This is a genomic window from Aneurinibacillus uraniidurans (assembly GCF_028471905.1).
GTDB lineage: Bacteria > Bacillota > Bacilli > Aneurinibacillales > Aneurinibacillaceae > Aneurinibacillus > Aneurinibacillus uraniidurans.
In genome coordinates this window covers 231,804-255,731 of the sequence record NZ_CP116902.1, presented here as the reverse complement: position 1 = coordinate 255,731, position 23,928 = coordinate 231,804, and the positions used below count along the sequence as shown (strand labels likewise).

General features: G+C 45.9%; 24 protein-coding genes. All 24 read right to left on the bottom strand.

Going from position 1 to position 23,928, the window contains the following annotated elements; all coding sequences use genetic code 11:
- Positions 1-339: 339 nt before the first annotated feature.
- The 24 genes from PO771_RS19425 to PO771_RS01175 all read right to left on the bottom strand — a co-directional run bounded on the left by PO771_RS19425 (position 340) and on the right by PO771_RS01175 (position 23,902).
- Positions 340-1,389, bottom strand: a complete 1,050-nt coding sequence (locus PO771_RS19425) for an acyltransferase family protein (RefSeq protein ID WP_422664997.1) — start codon at positions 1,387-1,389, stop codon at positions 340-342.
- 1,235 nt (positions 1,390-2,624) lie between these two features.
- The gene (locus tag PO771_RS01285) at positions 2,625-3,098 is read right to left on the bottom strand and encodes a VanZ family protein (protein WP_272561511.1); all 474 of its coding nucleotides are present in this window, start codon (positions 3,096-3,098) and stop codon (positions 2,625-2,627) included.
- Positions 3,099-3,162: 64 nt separating this feature from the next.
- A complete protein-coding gene (locus PO771_RS01280; RefSeq protein ID WP_422664972.1) occupies positions 3,163-4,239 on the bottom strand; it encodes a glycosyltransferase family 4 protein in 1,077 nt (358 codons plus the stop codon).
- A gap of 34 nt (positions 4,240-4,273) precedes the next feature.
- A complete protein-coding gene (locus PO771_RS01275) occupies positions 4,274-5,020 on the bottom strand; it encodes a WecB/TagA/CpsF family glycosyltransferase (protein ID WP_272561510.1) in 747 nt (248 codons plus the stop codon).
- Positions 5,021-5,156: 136 nt separating this feature from the next.
- The gene (locus PO771_RS01270) at positions 5,157-6,338 is read right to left on the bottom strand and encodes an aminotransferase (RefSeq protein ID WP_422664971.1); all 1,182 of its coding nucleotides are present in this window, start codon (positions 6,336-6,338) and stop codon (positions 5,157-5,159) included.
- The gene (locus PO771_RS01265; RefSeq protein WP_096467608.1) at positions 6,335-6,832 is read right to left on the bottom strand and encodes an Lrp/AsnC family transcriptional regulator; all 498 of its coding nucleotides are present in this window, start codon (positions 6,830-6,832) and stop codon (positions 6,335-6,337) included. The genes PO771_RS01270 and PO771_RS01265 overlap by 4 nt, the downstream gene beginning before the upstream one ends.
- 80 nt (positions 6,833-6,912) lie before the next feature.
- A complete protein-coding gene (locus PO771_RS01260) occupies positions 6,913-7,164 on the bottom strand; it encodes a DNA-directed RNA polymerase subunit beta (RefSeq protein WP_272561509.1) in 252 nt (83 codons plus the stop codon).
- 1 nt (position 7,165) lies between these two features.
- Positions 7,166-8,026 carry a flagellar hook-basal body protein gene (locus tag PO771_RS01255; protein ID WP_272561508.1) on the bottom strand — a complete coding sequence of 287 codons (861 nt, stop codon included), beginning with the start codon at positions 8,024-8,026 and terminating at the stop codon, positions 7,166-7,168.
- An 18-nt stretch (positions 8,027-8,044) separates the two neighbouring features.
- Positions 8,045-8,932 carry a flagellar hook-basal body protein gene (locus tag PO771_RS01250; RefSeq protein ID WP_272561507.1) on the bottom strand — a complete coding sequence of 296 codons (888 nt, stop codon included), beginning with the start codon at positions 8,930-8,932 and terminating at the stop codon, positions 8,045-8,047.
- Positions 8,933-9,015: 83 nt separating this feature from the next.
- On the bottom strand, positions 9,016-10,032 hold the full coding sequence (gene mreB / locus PO771_RS01245; RefSeq protein WP_272561506.1) for a rod shape-determining protein: 1,017 nt from the start codon (positions 10,030-10,032) through the stop codon (positions 9,016-9,018).
- Between the two features lie 82 nt (positions 10,033-10,114).
- On the bottom strand, positions 10,115-10,402 hold the full coding sequence (gene spoIIID, locus PO771_RS01240) for a sporulation transcriptional regulator SpoIIID (RefSeq protein WP_096463535.1): 288 nt from the start codon (positions 10,400-10,402) through the stop codon (positions 10,115-10,117).
- A gap of 130 nt (positions 10,403-10,532) precedes the next feature.
- On the bottom strand, positions 10,533-11,279 hold the full coding sequence (locus PO771_RS01235) for a M23 family metallopeptidase (protein WP_272561505.1): 747 nt from the start codon (positions 11,277-11,279) through the stop codon (positions 10,533-10,535).
- A 597-nt stretch (positions 11,280-11,876) separates the two neighbouring features.
- On the bottom strand, positions 11,877-12,902 hold the full coding sequence (spoIID, locus tag PO771_RS01230) for a stage II sporulation protein D (protein ID WP_272561504.1): 1,026 nt from the start codon (positions 12,900-12,902) through the stop codon (positions 11,877-11,879).
- A gap of 130 nt (positions 12,903-13,032) precedes the next feature.
- Entirely contained in the window at positions 13,033-14,370 is a 1,338-nt protein-coding gene (gene murA, locus PO771_RS01225) for a UDP-N-acetylglucosamine 1-carboxyvinyltransferase (protein ID WP_272561503.1), read from the bottom strand.
- 23 nt (positions 14,371-14,393) lie between these two features.
- On the bottom strand, positions 14,394-15,170 hold the full coding sequence (locus tag PO771_RS01220) for a YwmB family TATA-box binding protein (protein WP_272561502.1): 777 nt from the start codon (positions 15,168-15,170) through the stop codon (positions 14,394-14,396).
- Between the two features lie 110 nt (positions 15,171-15,280).
- Positions 15,281-15,505, bottom strand: a complete 225-nt coding sequence (locus PO771_RS01215) for a DUF1146 family protein (protein WP_272561501.1) — start codon at positions 15,503-15,505, stop codon at positions 15,281-15,283.
- 95 nt (positions 15,506-15,600) lie between these two features.
- Complete coding sequence (gene nuoN / locus PO771_RS01210; protein ID WP_272561500.1) at positions 15,601-17,139, bottom strand: NADH-quinone oxidoreductase subunit NuoN; 1,539 nt, start codon at positions 17,137-17,139, stop codon at positions 15,601-15,603.
- Positions 17,136-18,668: a complex I subunit 4 family protein gene (locus PO771_RS01205; RefSeq protein ID WP_272561499.1), complete on the bottom strand. Its 1,533-nt coding sequence runs from the start codon at positions 18,666-18,668 to the stop codon at positions 17,136-17,138. Before PO771_RS01205 ends, nuoN begins: the two co-directional genes overlap by 4 nt.
- Positions 18,641-20,548, bottom strand: coding sequence for an NADH-quinone oxidoreductase subunit L (gene nuoL / locus PO771_RS01200; RefSeq protein ID WP_272561498.1), 1,908 nt, complete (start codon positions 20,546-20,548; stop codon positions 18,641-18,643). Before nuoL ends, PO771_RS01205 begins: the two co-directional genes overlap by 28 nt.
- A 25-nt stretch (positions 20,549-20,573) precedes the next feature.
- Positions 20,574-20,885, bottom strand: coding sequence for an NADH-quinone oxidoreductase subunit NuoK (gene nuoK / locus PO771_RS01195; protein ID WP_272561497.1), 312 nt, complete (start codon positions 20,883-20,885; stop codon positions 20,574-20,576).
- Positions 20,882-21,388, bottom strand: a complete 507-nt coding sequence (locus PO771_RS01190; RefSeq protein WP_272561496.1) for an NADH-quinone oxidoreductase subunit J — start codon at positions 21,386-21,388, stop codon at positions 20,882-20,884. The genes nuoK and PO771_RS01190 overlap by 4 nt, the downstream gene beginning before the upstream one ends.
- Positions 21,389-21,805, bottom strand: coding sequence for an NADH-quinone oxidoreductase subunit NuoI (gene nuoI / locus PO771_RS01185; RefSeq protein WP_272561495.1), 417 nt, complete (start codon positions 21,803-21,805; stop codon positions 21,389-21,391).
- A 13-nt stretch (positions 21,806-21,818) separates the two neighbouring features.
- Complete coding sequence (gene nuoH, locus PO771_RS01180; protein WP_272561494.1) at positions 21,819-22,820, bottom strand: NADH-quinone oxidoreductase subunit NuoH; 1,002 nt, start codon at positions 22,818-22,820, stop codon at positions 21,819-21,821.
- On the bottom strand, positions 22,820-23,902 hold the full coding sequence (locus tag PO771_RS01175) for an NADH-quinone oxidoreductase subunit D (protein WP_422664996.1): 1,083 nt from the start codon (positions 23,900-23,902) through the stop codon (positions 22,820-22,822). Before PO771_RS01175 ends, nuoH begins: the two co-directional genes overlap by 1 nt.
- Positions 23,903-23,928: the final 26 nt, after the last annotated feature.

Sequence of the window (23,928 nt, the reverse complement as noted above, 5' to 3'; positions counted from 1 at the left end):
GGATCTACCTAAGCAATCCCCTCCCCTTTGGTTTGTTACTGCAACTTCTGATCTTCTGCGGACGCTCCATACTACTCTCAGATGAACACCTGCACACTTTCTCATGCTGGCTCTATTGTTAATTTTAGTACTAATCCCCAAATCACCGAATCATCCACAGCCAGCTTCTCAATCTCTGTCTGCACTTCTCTCCATATGCCTCCGTCACTTCCGCATACAAAAAAAACCTGAATAATGGACTTTTTTCGAAGTGTCCATTATTCAGGTTACAGTTCATCTATACCAATTCGGAGCCTTTATTTGATGAAGAGTAAAAATAAATATTGTGGAGTTAAAAGTCTAGAATCTGACCATATCTTTAACGTGTTTTGTAGTACGAGAATTTTTGAGCGCACGTGATAACTTACTAGTTATAATAATTACAGGTATCAATAAAATTATACTAAGAGATGTATAAAATAACGACCATTTTGCTGAAAGTACAACTGTAAACTGTATGCTGTAAGTGTTTCTTATGTAACCCAATATATAATTAACAATATTAAACATATTTACATGGAATACAAATATTAACATAGTGTTTTTACCAAGGTAAGTTAGCGTTTTTGAGTGATTTATTAGCTTTGATAGTACTATGCAAAATAAAATTCCAGATATAGCGGATGTGTAGTAAAAGAAATAATTATTATAGACCAATCCGAACATGTCTACAGTAGTGTTCATAAACGTACAAAAATAAAGCAATGCAAAGGATCCTATCAGCAGTTCTGTATAATACGCTGATAATTTTGATTCGAGGTAGAAATCATATGTTTTGTATATAAAACCAATACCATAAAACACCACTGCTGTTAACGAGGAGTCAATAAACCAAGGCAATCTAACTGTAGAATATTGGCTATAAAGGAACCCGACAATTGAAAACGTGATAAGACTTATGATTAAGTAAGTTTTTTTTCCATTAATCTTAACGAGCAAGAAAAAGGCACATTGAACTACAAACAAGCATGGCAAAAACCATAGTACTGGGTACATTTTAAGTGTATCGGCAGACGCATATAATATGCCTTTGAAAATAGAGTAAGCATAGTAATTAGTATTGTAAATACTATTTTCCCATAAGACATATATTAAATACTCTATTAATGAAAATATCAAATAAGGCATTACTATTGTCTTGATTTTGTTTTTGAAAAATTCTGTTGAATTACTAAATTTTTGTGGGTTAAATACGAAACCAGACAAGAAAAAAAATAGTGGTATGTGAAAGCCATATATGAATGTTTTTATACCGTTCGTGGCTGGGGAATGTCCAATTACCACAAGAATAATTGCGATACCTTTCGCAATGTCTATCCATTCAATACGTTTGTTTTTTATAAATATCACTCCTTTTTTAGTATCAATTTCCACTATAACAAATTATTTATTAGATTACAAAATGAATATTATGCTACACAGTAGTAAGAAAATACACAACATTCAAAAACTACTAAAGCACTATTTTCTATGTCCTAATACAACTGTTCTTTGATGCAAATTTTAGAAACATGAAACCTTATGTATCATTTTTTTTGCAAATTAAGGTATTTTAATATTTAGTAATTATGAGGGTGAGTGACTATACTCCACTCTTTTTTGCGTTGCTTATGGGAACGCACGTTGAGTATTTAAAGTAGATAAAATGGAATTAGAACTCGCATTCCACATATTAATTAATGGATAATTATATTTCACCAAAGGTGAAAAGGGATTCATTTATGAACAACGAATCTTCTTTACACAAGATTATTTTTGTGGAGGGTTGATTTATGTCTACTCGCTCTAAGATCTCTCATATTGTTCGTGTTGGTGCAGTTCCTCTTGCTTTTTCATTATGTCACACCGCTAAAATTCTTTAGAAAATCATCAGCTTGATTTCATTAGAATTATTACGTGCGCACTATCTGACGATTTTACATGTTCATTTAGATACAACATCAAAATCTGTACAGGGTACCTATGAACAAAAACTAGATATACCCAGCCGTCTACGGTTATAGTAAAGATAAACAACGAGATTTGAAACAAATTAAAATTAGCTTAGCCACATAAAAATAAGGTTTACATTATGTATTTTCCCTTGTACTATTACTAGGATCGTATCTGGAATATCGTGTTCAAGGACACTTACAAAACATGATAAATCATTACATTTACCTAGGAAAAAGAAAACAAAAGTTCCCACACTTCAAACCATTTTTGAAGTATTATATACGATCTGTCTTTTGATCGTGGACGGGAACCGGATTCTTCCCGAACCTACACATCCACAAGCCTATGATATGGTTCGATGAGCTAGCTTTGAGTTGCCCATTTATTTAGAAAGTGTTGTAAAAGGCAGAAAAGATTTTTCCGCAATTTTAGACATGCGGAATGTGGGTACTAATGTTGTAAACCGACAAAATAAAATTGACCACCTGATGCGCCAACACCAGACGGTCAATTTACAAACAAACCACCCTCAAGGGGTTAACTCATTGGATTTACTTATGGGAAATAGATCTCCTTCTGTCCCTCTAAAATTCAGGGGTGTCTATTTCTTTTTGTACAGCACGAAGCGAGGCATTCTAGCAGAAGAATCTCTACCTGTGATTTACCCGCTTCCATGCCAGCCACACCCCAACAGCCGCCCCACACGCATCCAGACACACATCAATCGGCGTCCCCTGACGATGAGGGGTAAACATCTGGTGAATCTCATCCGATGCCGCATACAGGACAGCTAGCCCAATCGCACAGAGCACATTCTTCCATCCGTATACTCGTACCACTCCCAGCAAACGACTGACCAGATAACCAAGAAACGCATACGAGATCAGATGTGCCGCCTTGCGGATAAAAAACTCCAAAAAAGCCGGAACCCCTACATGCGCAATACTAATCTCTCTCGTTCCATACATAAAATTCACCCAGCCAAACCAGCGCGTCACCAGATCTTGATTCACTAAGCGTGCCAGCAGCGGTTGAATGTTTTGCTTATCATACGGAATAGACGATGACACAAAAATAACAGCAATCATCACCGCCACCCCCACTACAATCCATCGTTTTCTCATCTTATCCGTCTCCCTTGCACAAAAAAAACACCCTGCAAAAAGTGCACGGTGTTTTTTTGCATATTTACTTACCCGCTCTCATCTGCCGGATTCTCCGCGCCGTATTCAGCAGCGGCTTCTTCTTCTCACCCAGCCAGCCGATCAACTCGGCCCCAAGTTGCAGTACAAACAGCAGCGTCGCAATAAGCAGGCCCGCCCCCCACAGCGTTGACTGCGAGAAAACAATGGCCGCTGTTGCAAACATAATGCTGATGCCATAAATGACAAGCACCGTATTGCGGTGCGACAAGCCAAGGGCAAGCAAGCAGTGATGCAGGTGCTCCTTATCCGCAACCGAGATCGGCTTCTTGTTCAAGAAGCGTCGCAGCATCGCAAATGCCGTATCAGAAAGCGGAACCCCAAGAATCAAAATTGGGATAATCGAGAACAGCGTCACATACTTAAAGCCCATAATCGAAAGCGCCGCCAGGTTAAAGCCAAGAAACAACGCCCCGGTATCACCCATAAAAATCTTCGCCGGATGGAAATTATAGAACAGGAAGCCGATAATCCCACCCAGTAGAATCATACAGTAAATCGCAACGATCGTGTTGCCCATAATCAGGGCCATGATCATCATTGCAGCCGTCGCAATACCGGATACACCGGCAGCCAAACCATCTAGACCATCAATCAAGTTAACCGCGTTCGTAATCCCAATCATCCAGAGAATCGTGATCGGAATCGCAATCCAGTCAAAATTAAGTGTGCCTTCAAACGGCAAGTTAATAAATTCAATCCGCAGCCCGTACCATACAACGACAAGTGCGGCGATAATTTGTCCTAATAATTTTACCTTCGGAGACAATTCAAACCGATCATCCAAAGCACCGACGAGGACGATAATACTGCCGCCCAGAAAGATGCCAAATGTTTCTTTAGATGAAGGGATGAAAAACATATAGGCTAGTGCAAAACCAATATAGATCGCCAGACCACCAAGGCGCGGCATCAATCGCTGGTGAACTTTGCGATGATTGGGTTTATCTACGGCGCCGATACGGATCGCAAAAGCTTTCACAAGCGGAGTTGCAACAACCGTCACGACAAGCGCGGCAATAAACCCGTACAGTCCGTTCAGATAATCCATGTAACTCTCCATGGTCCCTCTCCTTGTACTATTTAAATTTCTACGTTTATTTCTTGCGTAGTATGACCTGATTCCACAGCACCGATAAAGCGAACTTCGGCAGCAACAGCTGTCTTCTCCACCGCTTCGGCTGAGAAAGCAGGCGGTATAACCATTCCAAATTCAGCTTCTGCCATATCTCTGGTGCACGTGCTACTGTACCGGACAGCACGTCCAGACTCCCCCCGACACCCATTGCGAGATTAACCGGCAATGTTGCGAGATGGCGAGCAATCCATTCTTCCTGACGCGGCGCTCCTAACCCTACAAACAGAAGCTCCGGTCTGGCCTCTCGAATGCTTGCGAGAATATCGGCTTCCTGCTCCGGTGTGAAATACCCGTCAAAATGACCTGCACAGTGCGCCTGTGGATACATTCTTTGTAGTGTTTCCGCTGCTCCTGTGCACGATGCAGGAGACGCCCCGACGAGTACATACCTCCAGCCATGCTCATTGGCATGCTCCATCAACGTATGCAGCAATTCATAGCCTGCCACGCGCTCGGGAAGTGGCTCCCCGATCCAGCGGGAGGCCAGTACCACTCCAATCCCGTCTGGTGTAATCACATCTGCCTGCTGCAGTAGGTTCATATAAGACGGATTCTCGCGCCCGAGCATCACAATCTCCGGGTTCGCTGTTACAACCTGCATTCGGTCTTCCTGCTGAATGCGTTGGGCCAGATAGTCTGCGGTTTCCTGACGCGTCATCGAAAGGAACGGCACCTGCAGAATTCGTACCCGCTTCTGTATAGTCATGATTGAATCATCCATTCTTTGCTTCACGCTTCACATACAAAATAAGACGGCACAGAACAATCTGTACCGCCTTCATTTTATATCAGATTACCCAAAAGTACAAACATAAATGCAAAATCGCGTTCATTCGTCTCGCTTATTTATGCTTCTGTAAAAACTGATCGATCCGCTCAATCGCAATCTCTAAATTCTCCATCGATGTCGCATATGAACAACGGATGTGCAGCGCACCGCCATCCCCGAATACGCCTCCTGGCACAACCGCCACTTTTTGCTCCAGAATCAGCTTCTCTGCGAAGTCTTCTGCCGTCATACCGGATGACGCAATCGATGGGAACGCATAAAATGCCCCTTCCGGCTTGTGACAGGTCAATCCGATCTGCTCGAATGCTTTGACAATGTAGTTGCGACGCTGACGGTAGCTTTCTACCATGCGATCTTTCTCATCCATTCCATGGCGCAATGCTTCAAGAGCCGCTACCTGCCCCATAATCGGTGCGCATAGCATCGTATACTGGTGAATTTTGACCATCGCCTGAATAATATCTTCTGGCCCTGCTGCGTACCCGATACGCCAGCCGGTCATTGCGAAAGCTTTAGAGAAACCGGACAATAGAATCGTCCGATCTTTCATCCCCGGAAGTGAAGCGAAGCTTGTATGATCTGTGTCATACGTGAGTTCTGCATAAATTTCATCTGAAATCACAATCAGATCATGCTTCTCAATTACCCGCGCTAATGCGTTCAGCTCTTCTTTTGTCATAATTGAGCCAGTTGGGTTGTTCGGGAAGCAGAAAATGATCGCCTTAGTCCGGTCTGTAATCTGTGCTTCGAGCTGCTCTGGTGTTAGCTTGAACTGATCCTCAAGCGAGGTGCGGACCGCTACCGGCACGCCCCCTGCAAGGCGAACGACCGGATCATACGATACGTAACACGGCTCTACAACGAGTACTTCATCACCCGGGTCAAGCAAGGCACGCAACGCGATATCGATGCCTTCACTTGCTCCGACGGTAATCAATACTTCGTTATTCGGATTGTAGCCGACACCGAATGAAGAGGACAAATACCGACAGATTTCTTCGCGCAGCTCATACATCCCGCTATTCGACGTATAAGCAGTATAGCCGCGTTCAAGCGACGTAATCGCAGCTTCCCGCATGTGCCATGGGGTTACAAAATCCGGCTCCCCTACACCAAGTGACACGACCCCTTCCATGGAAGATGCCAGCTCGAAAAAGCGGCGAATACCAGACGGCGGGATCTGCTGAATGGTACGGGATAATCTCTGGTTGGTCGTCATCTGCTGCATACTCATGGGGTTACAACCATCCTTTTGTCATCTTCTGGCTTCTCAAGAATTACACCATCGTGTTTGTATTTTTTGAGAATGAAGTGTGTTGTTGTGGAAATAACGGAATCAAGAGCTGACAGCTTCTCGGATACGAACTGAGCAACCTGGCGCATTGTTTTCCCTTCGATTACAACCGATAAGTCATACGCACCAGACATTAAATATACCGATTGTACTTCTGGAAAACGGTAGATGCGTTCGGCAATTTCGTCGAAACCTACTTCACGCTTCGGTGTTACTTTCACATCAATCATAGCTGTTACGAGATCATTTTCGTCAACTTTCTCCCAGTTCACAATCGCTGGATACTTAATAATAATTTTTTCCTTCTCCAGCTTTTCGATCGTTTCCTTCACTTCTTCAATCGATGTACCAAGCATTGTTGCAATTGTTTCTGCGGAACGCCGCCCATTTTCCTCCAGAATATGGAGCAGTTCGCGCTGTTTCTCTCTCTCCATTTTCATCCAACCCTTCTGGTAAAAGTCCTTATAGAAATATTTAGAAAGATATAAGTAAAAAAAAAGAAAAGTGTTCCAGCTTAACTGAACACTAAATCATACATATGTTTCCAGGTGTGCAGATCAAATACATCTACTGCAGACCCTTTTCCCAAAATGCTATAGCCCGTAATCGCTCCCGCAACCAGTGCAATAAGCAACAAAAAGGGAATGAGCATAATTCGTGCGAGCAGCGGAGCGTAGTCCCGACGTTTCTTACGCTGCGGTGCCGCACTTGCTTGCCGGGCCTGCGCTGTCGAAGCTCCTGATGGCCTGCTTTGTTCTGGCATCATATCAACCCTTATAAATCCGATTTGTAATATCTGACATTTGGTCATTGTAAGAAATGGCCCGGGCATTAAACTGTAAGCTGCGCTGTGCTTCAATCAGCATCGTCATCTCTTTGCGTAGATCGACATTAGAAGCTTCCAACGCTTTCTGCTGAATCCCTACACCATCTGGCAGGGTGGCCCCACCGTTCGCCAATCGAGCATAATCTGTCCACTGTGCATTGCCACCTATTTGCTCAACCGGTATACGGTAGTAATTTTCACCAGCCGGATTCAAAATATTCAAGTTCTGGACCGTATAAATGCCGATACGCTGACCTTGTGTCTCCACACCATTCAATCGATATACAATCTGTCCATCTTTATTCACTGTAAAGTTAGTGGCATTAGACGGGATCTGAACTGGCCGACCCGCTGTATCCATTACAGCATCTCCCTGAGCCGTCAGCAGAGCAAGCTGCCCATTCGCTGTCGGCAGCGTCGAGAAATTACCTGCTCTCGTAAAATATGTCTCATTCGGACGCCCGTTTACACCAGCTCGCTGCACACGGAAAAACGCTTCTTCTCCCTGTAGAAACAAATCTGTCGGAGAATCCGTCTGCTTCATCGCGCCCTGTTTATAATCCACAACCTGAAGCGCTTCTTTGGCACCAAATCCAGGACGAATTCCGTACGGGGTCTGACGCCCCTGCTCATACTCTGTATACGGCTGATTATTCAAATTACGTGTCAACATCGCAGCGAACGTGGTATCACTCGACTTGAAGCCCACCGTATCTGAATTCGCCAGATTGTTCGCAATCGTATCGACGCGCAGTTGCATCGCCCGCACGCCGGATGCAGAATTGATCATCGCGTGATTCATCGTTTACTCCTCCAGCCCTTATACTCGTGCCACTTCAGCCAGCTTCTGCAGTGTTGTATCATAGGCACTCAGCACTTTCTGATTCGCCTCATAGCTGCGAATCACATTCATCATATCCATCATTGTACGACCCGCATCCACATTGGAACGCTCCAGATAACCCTGTCTGATGGAAACAGCAGTATCACGCACCGGATTAAATGCGACTGGCTGGCCTGCTCCTGTGTAACGGAACGTGGTATCCGCCTCTTTCACCATGGTAAGCGCTGGATTATCCACCCGTACAAGCCCAAGCTGCACCGGCTGTGATCCTGGACTGAGCGGTGCTGTTAGCTGACCCTGAGGGGTGACAACAAGCGTCTTCTTCGACAGCGGCTGCGTACCAAGTAGTGCCCGCACATTAATCGGCTGGTTATTGGCGTCAAGCACCTGGTATCCTTCCGGTGTAGCCAAATATCCGGCCGCATTCATCTTCCAGTTCCCGCTTCGCGTGTAGAAAATTTCTGGTGCTCCACCGTTCTCACCTGGCTTCTGTACCTTAAAAAATGTACGCGGCTGGACGCTTCGACCATCAATCACCTGCGGAGCAAGCATCCCGTCTTCCAGTGAAAAATTCAGTGGGTCTTCCGTTTCGTACGCATCGCCCTGCGCAAAATTCGGCACGAGTTCTTGATTGTACACCCCATGTGTAATCTGACCAAGAACCTGTTTGGCACCAAGCCCTTCCATCGCACCACCACCCGTATCCCGAATGCGCTCAATTAACACTTCCGGAAACGAGCGAAATGCTGCGTTATCTGTTTTGTAACCTGGCGTATTCACGTTCGCAAGATTGTTCGTTAATGCGTCCTGACGCGCCTGATTCGCAATCATCCCGGACGCTGCAGCGTCTAAACCGCGCAACATAGCTCTCACCTTACTTTCATAAGATACATGTTAGGCAAAAAAAGGAAGTGGTTCTATTTGTATTTATTATAGCAGACTAAACTCTATGAAAAAATCTTTTTCTTTCTCCTATTCTGGGGAGACTTGTCCAGATTTTCCAGCATAAGGCCCGTTCCTACTGCTACGCAGGCCATCGGTTGTTCGGCGATCATTACCGGCACTTTCAACTCTTCTGCTAGCAGACGATCAAGTCCGTGCAGCTGTGCGCCTCCACCTGTCAGCATGATTCCATGATCAATGATATCTGCCGAGAGTTCTGGTGGTGTGCGTTCTAGCACGCCTTTGGATGCGAGGACAATAGCCTGTGCAATTTCTTGTAGCGCCGTACATACTTCTTCTGACGTAATTGTAACAGTCTGTGGCAGACCTGATACCATGTCGCGGCCGCGTATATCGATCGAGTCCGTACGCAATCCCGGAAATACCGTTCCGATCTGAATTTTAATATCTTCAGCTGTGCGTTCGCCGATGAGAAGCTTGTACTTCTCTTTAATGTATTTCATAATAGCAAGGTCACATTTGTCCCCGGCCGCTTTAATGGAAGAGGCGGTGACGATGTCTCCCATAGAGAGTACAGCAACATCGGTTGTTCCACCGCCCATATCTACTACCATGTTTCCATACGGTTGAAAAATATCCATACCGGCTCCCACAGCGGCTACTTTTGGTTCTTCTTCGAGGAACACTTCTCTTGCTCCGCATCGCTGCGCTGCTTCCCGAATTGCTTTTTGCTCTACTGATGTGATATTCGTAGGTGTACAGATCAAGATACGCGGCCGAGCCATGAATCCTTTGATCCCGATTTTTTTAATAAAATGATTCAGCATTGCTTCTGTAATGTCAAAATCCGCAATTACCCCATCTCGAAGCGGACGAATCGCTACAATGTTGCCTGGCGTACGTCCAACCATACGGCGTGCTTCTTCCCCTACAGCAAGCACCCGCTTCGTAACACTGTCAATGGCTACGACTGAAGGTTCATCAAGCACAACGCCGCGCCCCCGGACATAAATGACGACGTTGGCCGTTCCTAAATCAATTCCTATATCTTTGCCTAACATGACAAGAGCCTCCCTGTAATTAACAGTTCTATCATCAGAATATTGTACTACGCATATTGTACTGTAACAAGGAGATTTTACATCATGCCAATTCTTCTGCTTCCTCCTTCCGATAGCTTCTGCTTTTACGTTTGTACTTGATCTTCGTTGCTTCTCCTCCGCGCAGGTGACGAACAGACTTATGATATTCGAGGATTTCTTTCACTTCGTTAGCCAGCTCAGGATTAATTTCCGGGAGTCGTTCTGTTAAGTCTTTGTGCACCGTGCTTTTCGACACGCCAAACTCTTTGGCAATCTTGCGAACGGTATTGCGGGTTTCGACAATGTAGTGACCGATTTTCATCGTTCGCTCCTTGATGTAATCGTGCACTCCTCTCGCCTCCTAAACCTTATGGTCGTTGGTCTGATACAGTATATTGAGGCAAGGCCGTATATATGCGAAAAAAGGCTGATAGCATGTACTAATCAGCCTTTTTTCTTCATTTTCTTCTATTTTCTTGTTATTTTGCTGAAGCAGCAGATTGAGTTGGTGGCAAGTATTGATCTGGTGCTACCGCATGACCGTCTTTGTGTACTTCAAAATGCAGGTGAATGCCGAGATCTTTCTCGAATACGTTACGGCCCGCCATACCAACAACCGCGCCCTGTTTTAGCTGATCGCCTGCTTTGACGTTCATTTCATCAAGACTCGCATATACAGTAGACATCCCGTTATCATGCTTCACTTCGACCTGATAGCCAAGCATTGGATCACGTTCTGCCTTCGTTACTTTCCCGTCAAGAGCTGCTGTTACTTCAAACGATTTTTTGTCTTTCGCTGCAATGGAAATTCCTGTGTTTGGCCAGTAGGAATTGTCAAATTTAATTAAGGCAGCTTCCTTCTCTTTTTTGTCAGCCGCATCATCGAAGAAGCTCATCACTTTATGCGTATTCGCTTCTGATTTTGCTGGCCAGACAAACGGTGCATCTCCATTTACTGGGACAGCCTTTTGTTCCTCTGGGAGTTGGGCTGTTCGAGCAGCTCCGCTATCCGGCTCAACAGACTGCGGAGCCGCATTTGGTGTTTCTTTCGTGAAAGAGAAGTCTTTGCTGTTCTGGTACCACATTACTCCCGCCAGTATGATAGCCGCAATTCCCATGTAGGCAGCGGGAAAAATCCACTTTTTACTCGCCATTCGTCTCCATCCGCTAGTTTGCACTTTTTTAATCGGAGAAGAACCATGTTGGTTGTTTTTATCTTCATTCATTGTTTATCACCTCATCACCCAGCTTTGACAGGAAAAAGAGGGGATAAACATGATTTTCAAAATTTTCTTTCTGAGATGTGTAACGATAGCTTAGTGGGGGTTGGGAGGAGGGAATCGAAAGATTCCTTGCCTTTCCCCTCTGCCTGAGAAGCATCGACTGTCCGCTCCGCAGAAAAACGACGGGGAGCGCAAAATATCTAGGCTTACTCGATGAGGGAGACAATTACGCTCCTGTTTCCGCCGTTTTTCTGCTCCGCTGGGTTAAGAGGGCCGGACGGCGTCATCTTCTCGCTTCCCTCCTCCCAACCCACAAAGCTTCCGCCTATCAAAAATATTTTTGAAAGTCTTGGTGATGTTGTATGAAAGGGAGGGCAAGGAAGCTGGTTTGGAGCGGGAGAATGAGAGAATTTGTGCTGTCCGGCTTTTCGTTGCTTAGTGGAGGAAGTGAAAAAGGATCTGAAGGTGCAATTGTCTCCCTCACTGAATCACCCAGATGTTTTGCACCTTCCCTTTTTCACTTCCGGAACGGACAGTATACTCTTCCTTGCGAAAAGGAAAGGCAAACAAATTCCTCATTCCCCCGCTCCACCACCAACCTTACTTCAGCCACTTCCCGGCGCTTTGAATCTGCACCCCCTGATAAAAGTACGCCACAATCTCCTCAGCCTTCTTTCCTTCCTTTGCCATGCCGTTCGCACCCCACTGACTCATGCCGACACCGTGGCCGTAGCCGCGTGTATGCACGACAACGTTTTTCTTATCAATCGCAAGCGTAAACTGCGAGGAATTTAAGTCAAGCAGCTCTCGTACGCTGCGCCCGGTGTATACTTTATCGCCGATTTTGATTTCTTTCACACGTTGACCGGCAGTGTAAGACAACACTTTCTGCCAGGAAGATGGGCCCCCACCCGCTGGAATCGTTAATTTGGTTTTCAATCGTTTCTCAACTTGTTCAATCGGAATGGTGACTGTTTCCTCATATCGTGGAGAAGCGGTGTCCCACGGTACTTTGACACTGCGAAGGTACGGAATTTTGCTCCCCCAATAATCCTCTGCATTTTCTGTATACCCATTACTCGTAGAAAAAAATGTCGCATTAATCGGCTGATTTTCATACGTTAGAACCTGACCTGCTGTTTCCTGTACAGCTCGTACAATCCGTTCATTCTTCCAGGCATACGTACTGCCCCAGCGTGCGCGGCGCTGTTTATCATCAAGATACACTTGGTGCTTTACGGTATCCGTCACGTATCCCTGCTTAGGCACATCAGAAAAATCTTTTTGAGAAATACGAAGCGTAATATACGTTCGGGCGGCTAACGCCTGTGCTTTTAATGCCTCCATTTCAAATTCAGCGGGCATCTCACCGGCTACGACCCCTGCGACATATTGTTCGAGCGGAACCGATTCTACTTTTCCCGTTTCCACACGAAGAACTTTAATCGGAAATGTGATGGGCTGACTCTGTTTTCCAACTTGTGAAGATGAAGCAGTAGATGGTTTCTGCATCGATGCAGCTTTTTCTGGCACTGATTCAGGCTCTGTATGAAGTAGCACAAGAATAGATGGAACAGCAAGCAAAATCGCGATAAAAGCAACGACGAAATACAAAATAGTCTTCATTATATTCTCCTCCCAGATGCCTGTTGGACAACTTCCTCTTCAGAAGAATATGCCGAAGAAAAAAACGTTATGAATGAAAAAGAGTCTGTGAACATTACATTCACAGACTCCGCTATAAATTTCTATACAATTAGGCCAACGACGCTTCTGTTGAAGATACCACTGCTTCCGGTTCTAACTCGTCTTTGACAAGTTGTACAACCGGTGTATTGTGGCGTTCGACATCAGCACCAAGTGCTTTAAACTTCTCAACAATGCGCACGTATCCACGATCAATGTGGTGAAGCTCTGTGATTTCCGTTTCCCCTTCGCAAATCAAGCCAGCTAGAATAAGGGCAGCTCCGGCACGAAGGTCTGTTGCTTTTACCTTCGCTCCTGTTAACCGTATACCACCTGTTACAAAAGAAGTCCGACCCTCAATTTTGATGACCGATCCCATTCGTTTAAACTCATCTACATGCATAAAACGGTTCTCAAACACTGTCTCCGTAATTAAGCTTGTGCCTGGTACCGACAGCATCATCGCCATGAACTGTGCCTGCATATCTGTCGGGAATCCTGGATGTGGAAGAGTCTTCACATCAATCGTTTTAAGTGGATTCTTACAGCATACACGTACACCGTTCTCCACCTCTTCGATCTCTACGCCCGCCTCTCGCAACTTTGCTACAACCGGCTTCAGATGATCAATGATCGCATTCTCAATCGTCACGTCGCCACGTGTAATCGCCGCCGCAACCATGAAGGTTCCTGCCTCAATCCGATCCGGAATTACGTTATGTACAGCTCCATGCATCCGTTCTACACCTTCGATACGAATCGTATCGGTTCCGGCTCCACGGACACGTGCCCCCATAGCATTCAAGTAATTAGCCAAGTCTACGATCTCTGGTTCCTGTGCTGCATTTTCGATAATGGTCATACCATCTGCCATACTGGCAGCCATCATGATGTTTTCCGTTGCGCCCACACTCGGAAGATCCAGGTAAATTTTTGCCCCTTTCAATCGGCCTGCTACGCTAGCAAAAATATATCCCTGCCCGATCTCCACTTTTGCACCCATGGCTTCAAATCCTTTAAGGTGCTGGTCAATGCCGCGTGATCCGATTGCACAACCGCCTGGAAGCGGAATTTTTGCCTGACCTTTGCGCGCAAGTAAAGGGCCCATTACTAAAAACGATGCCCGCATTTTCCTTACCCATTCATAAGGTGCCTCGACCGCCGATAAGCCCTGCGCATTAACCAAAAGGGTTTCTCCCTGGTCGTCATATGTGATTTCTACATTAAGTGCTTTAATAACTTCGCTGATGGCATACACATCGTCCAATCCAGGGACTTCATGAATGGTACTAGCACCGTCTTCTGCCAGAATTGATGCTGCAATGATTGGCAGTACTGCATTTTTTGCGCCGTGTACACGAACGTTCCCCGACAAACGTCGCCCACCGCGGATGATGATCTTATCCACACTACTTCCCCCCGCGTCCTGCTCTAGTAATATTCCGTAGTAATAATCGGTGTTCCTACTGTAATTGTTGTTCTGTTTCGATACTGGCTATAATGTGTCGCTACCTGTACATTCATAGGCTGATGATTGGTGCGAATCATGGTGTGTAGTAGGGGTGAATAAGCTGAAGTGCTCTGAATCGTTTCCTCAGTAAGACTTTCCACTATTTTTCCATTTAGTTCGGCCAGTATCTGACTTGTTCTCTCGATTTGCAAGTCATTTTTCAGTTTACCACTATAAAATCCTCTGACACAAGATATAATTTGCAGGAGTTCAGACCCAATTCCATTGTTTTTCAAATGCGTATGAAGCACTTGCTCCATTTCTGCAACATACTTTGCTTCACCCGTCACTTCCATAGATAAATGGCAGCTGTTTTCCTTTCCTTCCTGACTATCCGAAAAAGAGACGTTAATTTTCACCCCAATGTTCCCGACCTTTTTCTCGCCTGCATACGAATGAATCGAGTTCCCTACATCGTGCTGCCATACAGGTATATCAAATGTTCGTAAAAACTTCTGCTGCTTCTCTTCCGTATTCAGAGCAGGAAGGCTAGCCTTGACCCGCAGGCTAACGGTTTCAACCTGCGCATCCGTCTTTCTGGTTGCCTGTATTAAATGTTCAAGATCAGCCCGTGCATGTGTAATAGCTGTATCTGTGTCAGACAGTTCCTTCATGCTGGCAATAACAGGATACACCAATAGAGCAGAAATTCCCAGCAAAACAAGCAGAGTCATCTTCCAGATTTTATATATTTTCATTGCTTTCCTCTCCCAATTCTCTTTTTACTTCAGTGTTTACGGAATGGGAGGCTCTTATACAATGAAAAAAGCAGCGTCATCTCATCACGCTGCTTTATATACGGCTTATGCTACACAAAAAATTGGCGAAGCATCTGGGTCCAGCCATAATAATCAGTGAAAAATCTAGCTACCCCATGCCCAATAAAAATCGCAAGAAAAACCTGCAGCAGACGGGCTCTGCCCCCCTTAGCCTCAGACAAAAACAGGTCAAAGCGAAACGCCTGCAGCGCCCAAAAACTCAACCCAATAAACACAAGCGACAGCATAATATTAATCACGCCCTCTATCGCCATCTCTTTCACTTCCTTTTCTCGAAAAAAGAATGCCTCGGCTTATTGTACCATACGTACAAGCACGGGGCATTCTTTGGAAATCATACTATGCTATCCTACATCTTCGAACCTGATTCAAGAATTTGCTGGAACGGGAAATTCGTATGGATGTACTGAATAACCGGGTCTGGCATCACACCAATGACTACCGTTCCGATACATGTAAGCAAGACAACAACTGCGATCGGTGCTGGTACACGCAACGGCGATTCTGTCGTCCCCGGACGCATATACATCTGGCGAATGATACCAAAATAGTAGTAGTACGAAACTACACTGGTTGCCAGCATAATCCCTGCCAGCCAGTATTTCATTAAACCAACAGCGCTTATAAAGATATAGAACTTCCCGAAGAAACCCGCAGAAATCGGGATCCCTGCCAGTGACAACAGGAAGAATGTCATCGCAATCGACAACCACGGTGCTCGATGGTACAAGCCTGCAAATCCTGCTAGCTCTTCCGTTTGCTGATCACGATTTACGATCATAATCACAGCAAAGGCACCCATATTCGCCAGCAAATAAGCAACCAGATAAAATACAGTTTGATCCAGCAAAAGGTCAGTCAGAGATGCCAGAGGTACAAGTAAATAACCAGCCTGCGCAATTCCCGAATATGCCATCATCCGCTTCACATTGACCTGACGAAGCGCCAGCGTATTCCCAATAATCATGGAAGCTGCTGCAATAATCGAGATATAGATCGCCAGCTTCCCAGCAATAAGCCGCTGATACATGCCCAGTTCAGCATCCACTGTAACAATGTTGATAAAGATCACGATAAACACACGCAGAATAATCGCAAACCCTGCTGCTTTGGATACAACAGATAAGAACGCAGTAATCGGTGTCGGCGCTCCCTGATACACATCCGGTGCCCACATGTGAAACGGCACAGCAGAGACTTTAAAAGCTAGACCGACAATCATCAGGAAGAATGCGAGATAGATTAGAAGATCAAAGCCACCGGAAAACTTATCCGGCAGGCGTTCTGCAATGGTGTACAGATTCGTCGAGCCTGTGACCCCATAAATAAATGACATACCATACAGCGTAATCGCAGCTGCAATTCCACCGGATACAACGTACTTAAACGCTGATTCATTCGTCTGAATATTATGCTTGCGCGTTCCTACTAGTATATAAGAAGAAATCGAAAGCAGCTCTAAACCGACAAATAACGTAATCAGATCTGCCGATGAAGCCATAATCATAGCACCAAGCAGGGCAGATAACAGCAAATAATAATACTCCCCAGAATACGGTACATTCCGTGCTTCATCAATGTAGCTAATCGAAATCAGCAGTACGAATGCCACGCCACTCAAGAAAATCAGCTTAAATGCATTCGCAAACCCATCCAGACGGTACATATCATTCATAATCGATACGACATCATGCCCTGTATTTCGTATTACAAAATACCCGGCGAGAATGACACCCGCAAGTCCAATCCAGGCGAGAATGCGACGATCCGCTTTTTTGCCCATGAGTAAATCAATCAGCGACAGGAGTGTAGCAACACCAAGTATGGTAAACTCAGGACTCATCACTGACCAGTCATATTCGGCCAGAACCCCCCATTTACTATTCATCGGCTGAAACCTCCAATCCCTGACGCAATAGTTTGCAATGTCGCCTGCAGTGGTTCACTCAATACAGCCGGATAAACACCGATCAGAATGATTAAACTAAGCAAAACGACCATTGGAACAACTTCAATCGCCTGTGCATCTGCTAGATTCTCATGCTCTGCGCGAGTTGGACCAAACGTTGTCGCAAGTGTAGCCCGAAGCAAGTAGACAGCTGTCAGAATAATCCCGAGCGCACCAACTGCTGCGATTGCTGGTTCGGAACCGAACAAACCGACAAATGCCATGAACTCACTAATAAACCCGGACATTCCTGGCAGACCAGCTGATGCCATCATAGCAGTCAAGAAAATCCCACTAATAATCGGCATAGATTTTGCCAGACCACCAAGCTCACGAATGTTGCTTGTACCTGCACGTTCATGAACAAGCGAGACAAGATAAAACATAAGGGCAGCAATCAGACCATGCGAGATCATCTGGAAGATTGCTCCCTGGAATCCCTGGGCATTGACTGCTGCAATCCCCAAAAGCACAATCCCCATATGGCTTACGCTGGAGTACGCCAGCATTTGTTTCAGTTCATCCTGTGCAAGTGCGAGCACAGCCCCATACAAAATATTAATGACACCAAGCACCGCAATGAATGCGGCCAATTCATTCATCCACTGTGGGAAGAAGCCCGCATTTAGACGGATCAGTGCATAGCCACCGATCTTAATCAGAACACCAGACGAGATCATAATGACCGCCGGATGACCTTCCTGATATGTTTTCAGCATCCACGTATGGAATGGTACGATCGGAATCTTGATGGCAAATGCGAGCAGCAGAGCTACAAACAGCCCCAGACGTACACTATTCGAAAGATAGCCCTGCACATCCGGAACATTAAATGGCGACATCGGACTGGTGAACAGCTCGGCAATTTTTGCAATGTTTAACGTTCCTGTCAGAACAAACAAAATAACAAACACGATCAGCATAATGGCAGAACCAATTCCGTTATATAACAAGAATTTGAACGCCGCTTTTTCGCGATCGACATAACCCCAGATGCCCAACATGAAGAACATCGGAATAATCGTAAATTCAAAGAAGATAAACAGTTGGAACAAGTTCGCTGCTGTGAATACACCGAGCATGCCCATCTCTACGATCAAGAACAACACATAGAAGGCTTTCCAGCGTTTATCAATAGTCAGACCGACAATCGCCGCCATTGTACTAATGATGGTTGTCAGTAACACAAGCGGCATAGATAACCCATCGATGCCCATCTCAAAACGGATCGGCAGCGACTGTTCGGGGCCAAGCGGGATGTTAATCCAGTTCATCTGCTGAACCAACTGTAGTCCCGGTGCCGCCGAATCAAACCCCGTGTACAGCATCAACGCTAATACAAGCGGAACAAGTGTCGCAAGAATCCCAATTGCTTTAATCGTGCCGGGCAGGTTTTTCGGAACGAACGCGAGCAGCAGCACACCCAGCAGCGGTGAAAACGTTAGGATTGTAAGAAAATAGTTCGCCATTGCTCTACGTACCCCCCTGCTATTGTCAAGCCGGCTAGAAGCAGTACCAGACCGATAAAGGCAATCGTTCCGTATGTCTGCACCTTACCATCCTGCATTCGTGCTCCTATACTTCCAATCCCTTGTGCAGCCTGCGCAACCAGACGTACCAGACCGTCCACAATTGTGTGATCAATCCAGTTCATCGCCTTGCCAAGTGCACGCAGCGGCTCAACAAATACAATATCGTAAATCTCATCCACATAGTATTTATGGAAGGACAGACGATACAACATCCCTCCCTTACCAGAAGGAATCTGCCCCTTGCCATACATCATCCAGGCTAGCGCAATACCTGCTACCGATACAGCAACCGCAAGAGCCGTCACCCACATCGGACCGTGATGTTCGCCGCCATGGCCATTCGTATACAAGGTAAACCCATTCGTCATCCAGTTACCCAGCACTTGATTCCACGGCGTGTTAATCAAACCTGCCAATACAGCAAGCATCGCTAACACCAGCATCGGCATCGTCATGACAGACGGTGATTCATGCGCATGGCTGTTATCTGTGCGTGGTGTACCAGTGAAGGTAAGGAAGAACAGGCGGAACATATAGAATGCTGTAAATGAAGCTGCAATCACGGCCATAATAAACAGGTCATACCGTCCTGATGCAAGCGTCGCATTCAAAATTTCCTCTTTTGACCAGAAGCCTGCAAACGGTGGAATCCCCGCAATTGCCAAACATCCAATTAGGAAAACTGCACCCGTAATTCGCATCTTCTTCCACAGGCCACCCATCTCAAAGATGTCCTGTGTATGCACAGCATGAATGACACTACCTGCCCCAAGGAACAGAAGGGCTTTGAAAAAGGCGTGTGTCATCAGGTGGAACGTACCCGCTACATAACCTGCCGCACTTGCTGCACCAAGTGCAAGCATCATGTAACCGAGCTGGCTGACCGTTGAATACGCGAGCACGCGTTTAATATCGCGCTGCGTCAAACCAATGGAAGCGGCAAAAATGGCGGTAAAGCCACCGATATACGCAATCACTTCCGTCGCTACCGGCGATGCGAGATACAAATCATACATGCGTGCGACAAGGTATACACCGGCTGCAACCATCGTAGCTGCGTGGATAAGGGCACTGACTGGGGTCGGGCCTTCCATCGCATCCGGAAGCCATGTATGAAGTGGGAACTGACCGGACTTACCCATGGCACCAACGAAGACGAGGATCCCAATCAGTGTAATCTTCCACTCTTCGATGCCACCGGCATGCACTTTAGCAAAAATATCATGATAATCAAAGCTGCCTACCCACCAGAAGGTCAGAGCAAGACCAATGAAAAGCCCTACGTCCCCAATCCGGGTTACGATAAAGGCTTTTTTGGCAGCCGCACGCGCTTCTGGCTTGAAGTAGTAGAAGCCAACAAGCAGGAAGGAACATACCCCTACAAGCTCCCAAAATATGTACAGCTGTAAAATGTTTGGCGATAAGACAACGCCAAGCATGGAAAACGTAAAAAGAGCAAGATACTGGTAAAATACCGAAAAGCGCTCATCTCCATGCATGTACCCTTTGGAATAAATATTAACTAAGAGACTGACCAGTGTAACAATGACAAGCATCATAGCATTCAACTGGGTTACTTCATAGCCCATAGTAATTTTCTGTCCGGCGTACGTTAGCCAGTTGAAGCTGTTATTTAGATAATCCTCCGCTCCTCCGGCAAACCGCTCAAAAAAGACGAGCAGCGCCACAATAAACGAAGCAGCCGTTGCGAGAATTCCCACATAGGCAGATGCTTCCTTAAGCTGCCGACCGAATGCAACAAGCAGCACGAAAGCCAGGAGCGGAAAGAGCGGGATGAGCCATGCATTTGCTATCATATCAGATCACCATTCCCCTTCCATTCTATCGCTTCAGTAAATCCATCTCGTCAACCTGAACCGTGTTGCGGTTGCGGTACAGGGCAATCAGGATGGCAATCCCCACGGCTGCCTCGGCTGCCGCCACCGTAATCGTAAACAAGGAAAATATCTGTCCAGCGATATTGGCAAAAAACCCAAATTTAGCAAAGGCAACTAGATTGATGTTTGCTGCATTCAGCATTAACTCAATGCAGAGAAGCACCACAACGGCATTACGCTTGGTTAAACATCCGTATAAACCGATACAGAACAGAATCAAGCCAATCAGTAAATATGAGATAATCGGTACGCTCATTCGTCGTCCGCCTCCTTCTTCGCTAGAATAATCGAACCTACAAGCGCAACGAGAAGAAGGACAGATACGAGTTCAAATGGAATCATGTAATGCGTAAACATTTGAATCCCGATTTCTTTTACATTGTTCTGCTCCGAAAATGCGACTGGTGCTCCGTCCCACGGCGCACGATACAGTGTAAAACCAACAATGATAAAAAACACAACGATCGCCAGACGAAGTAACTGCTTCGTCCATCCTGCTCGAACCATAACATCCATTGCATCATGACGCGTCAGCATAATTCCAAACAGCATCAGAATGGAGATGGCTCCGGAATACACAAGGACTTGTGTCATGCCGACAAATTCCGCCTCAAGTAAAATGTACAGGCCAGCAATTCCGAGAAATGTAAAGGCCAGCGATACTACCATGTGCACCACGCGCGTGCTGCTAATCATAAACACAGCACCCCCGATGGTCAGCAGGGCAAGCACGAAAAATGCGATTACCTGTCCGCTCATTTAGGCTTTCCCTCCCCGTACATTGGTATTGTTATCATCAAGCCAGCGCAAGTTTTTGAATAGCTCATCGCGACTATATGCCGCCAGTTCAAAGTTTGTAGTCATCACGATCGCCTCAGTCGGGCATACTTCCGTACATAGATCACACAAAATGCATAACTCGAAGTTAATGTCATACGTGTCGATCACTTTTCCTTTTTTGTTCGGGTCTTCACTCTTCTTCCCGATCAGATTGATACAACCAGTCGGACAGATGCGAGCACATTGATTACATACGATGCATTTTTCTGGTGAAAAATGCTGGATGCCGCGGAATCGCTCCGGCCAGACCATCTCCTGATCTGGATACATGTGCGTTGCTTTTTTCTCTGCCATCTTCTTAAATGTATACGCTAGTCCTTTGGCAAATCTTAACACGCTATCACCCCTTCTACAGTACCGTTTTCAACACTGCAGTGATCAGGATATTCAGCAGCGCTACTGGCAGCAGAACTTTCCAGCCCATCTGCATCAACTGGTCGACACGCATCCGCGGGAACGTTGCCTGCAGCCAGAAAATAAAGAATACAACGAAGGCAAACTTAAGTCCAAACCAGACAATACCTGGAATGAATGCCAGGAATTCAAATGGTGGCAGCCAGCCTCCAAGGAACAACACAGTCGTCAGTGATGCCATCGCAAAAATGTACACATACTCCGTTAACATAAAGAACGCCCAGCGGAAACCGCTGTACTCGACATGATAGCCAGAGATGAGCTCGGATTCTGCTTCTGTTAGGTCAAATGGTGTCCGGCTTAACTCGGCAAGCTGAGCAATGATGAATACAACAAAGCCAAGAAACTGCGGAATAAAGAACCACATTCCCATATCACGCTGTTTCTCTACGATATCAATCAGATTCAAGCTGCCTGTCATCAATACAACACCGACAACTGACATAACAAGCGGAATTTCGTAACTGATCATCTGCGCAGCCGAACGCATAGCACCGATAAGAGCCCATTTATTGTTCGACGCCCATCCACCCATTATGACTCCAAGCACAGTAATCCCAGATATCGCAATGTAATACAGCAACCCTACTCCAATATCTGCAAAATGCAGATTTTCCGTAAACGGCATAACCGCAAGCACGGCAAACGCCGGTGTAAAAGCGATAACGGGCGCCAGAATAAAGAGCGGCTTGTCAACAGCCTTCGGGATAATATCCTCTTTCAATAATAGCTTCAATACGTCTGCCACTGTCTGCAGGAGACCGAATGGCCCTACCCGGTTCGGACCTACTCGCAGCTGCATCCAACCGAGAATTTTACGTTGAAAGTAGATCGAATACGTTACGAATCCAAGTACGATACCAAGCAATGCAGCCGCTGACAGAATAAAGACAAGGCCATTTTGTATGCCGAGTGTTTGTTGCAAATATGCATCCATTAACCGTCAACCTCCCCAAGTACAATATCAATACTTCCGAGGATGGCTACCATGTTCGCAATGTTCTGCCCATACATCAGCTTCGGAAGAATTTGAAGGTTGGCAAAGGATGGACGGCGGAATTTAATGCGATACGGTTTGTCTTTCCCGTTGCTTGCAATATAGCAGCCGATCTCTCCGCGTGGTGCCTCAATTCTTGTAAATGCCTCACCCTGTGGGGCTTTGATGATACGCGGCACTTTCGCCATGATCTCACCGCTATCCGGCATTTGTTGTAAAGCTTGTTCAATAATATTGAGAGATTCTACCATCTCGTGGAAACGGATCATATAGCGGGCAAAACAATCTCCTGCTTCCTCTGTCGGGACTTCAAAATCAAACCGATCATAAATGGAATACGGCTGATCTTTACGTAAATCCCACTTCACACCTGATGCACGAAGCTGCACACCACTCATCGAATGTGCAATCGCGTCTTCTCTTGTAATAACTCCGACCCCTTTTACACGCTTTTCAAATACTTCATTTCCCGTCACAAGCCCATGATAATCCTGCAGCTGCTTGCGCATATACGGGACGAACTCGCGCACCTTCTCAAGCCAGCCTTCTGGAGCATCCCATTTTACCCCACCAACCCGCATGTAATTGTACGTGAGGCGGGCACCCGAGATTTCAGTAAAGAAGCTCAAGATTTTCTCCCGATCAACAAATGCATATAAAAGCGGGCTCAATGCCCCAAGATCCAGTAGATATGTACCAAACCATAGCAAATGACTAGCTACACGCTGCAGCTCAAGCACGATAACGCGCAAGTATTCTGCACGTTCCGGGATTTCAAGCCCCATCATCGTCTCAACCGTATGCACCATCATGTAGTTGTTCGACATCGCTGCGATATAGTCCATGCGGTCCGTATACGGGATAATCTGTGTATAGTTCAGATTCTCGGCCAGCTTCTCCGTACCACGGTGCAAATACCCGATAACCGGTGTACATTCGGTTATGGTTTCCCCGTCAATCTTGACAATCATCCGGAATACACCGTGCGTACTCGGGTGCTGAGGCCCGACATTCAGCAGCATTTCTTCTGTTCTAATTCCTGTGCTCT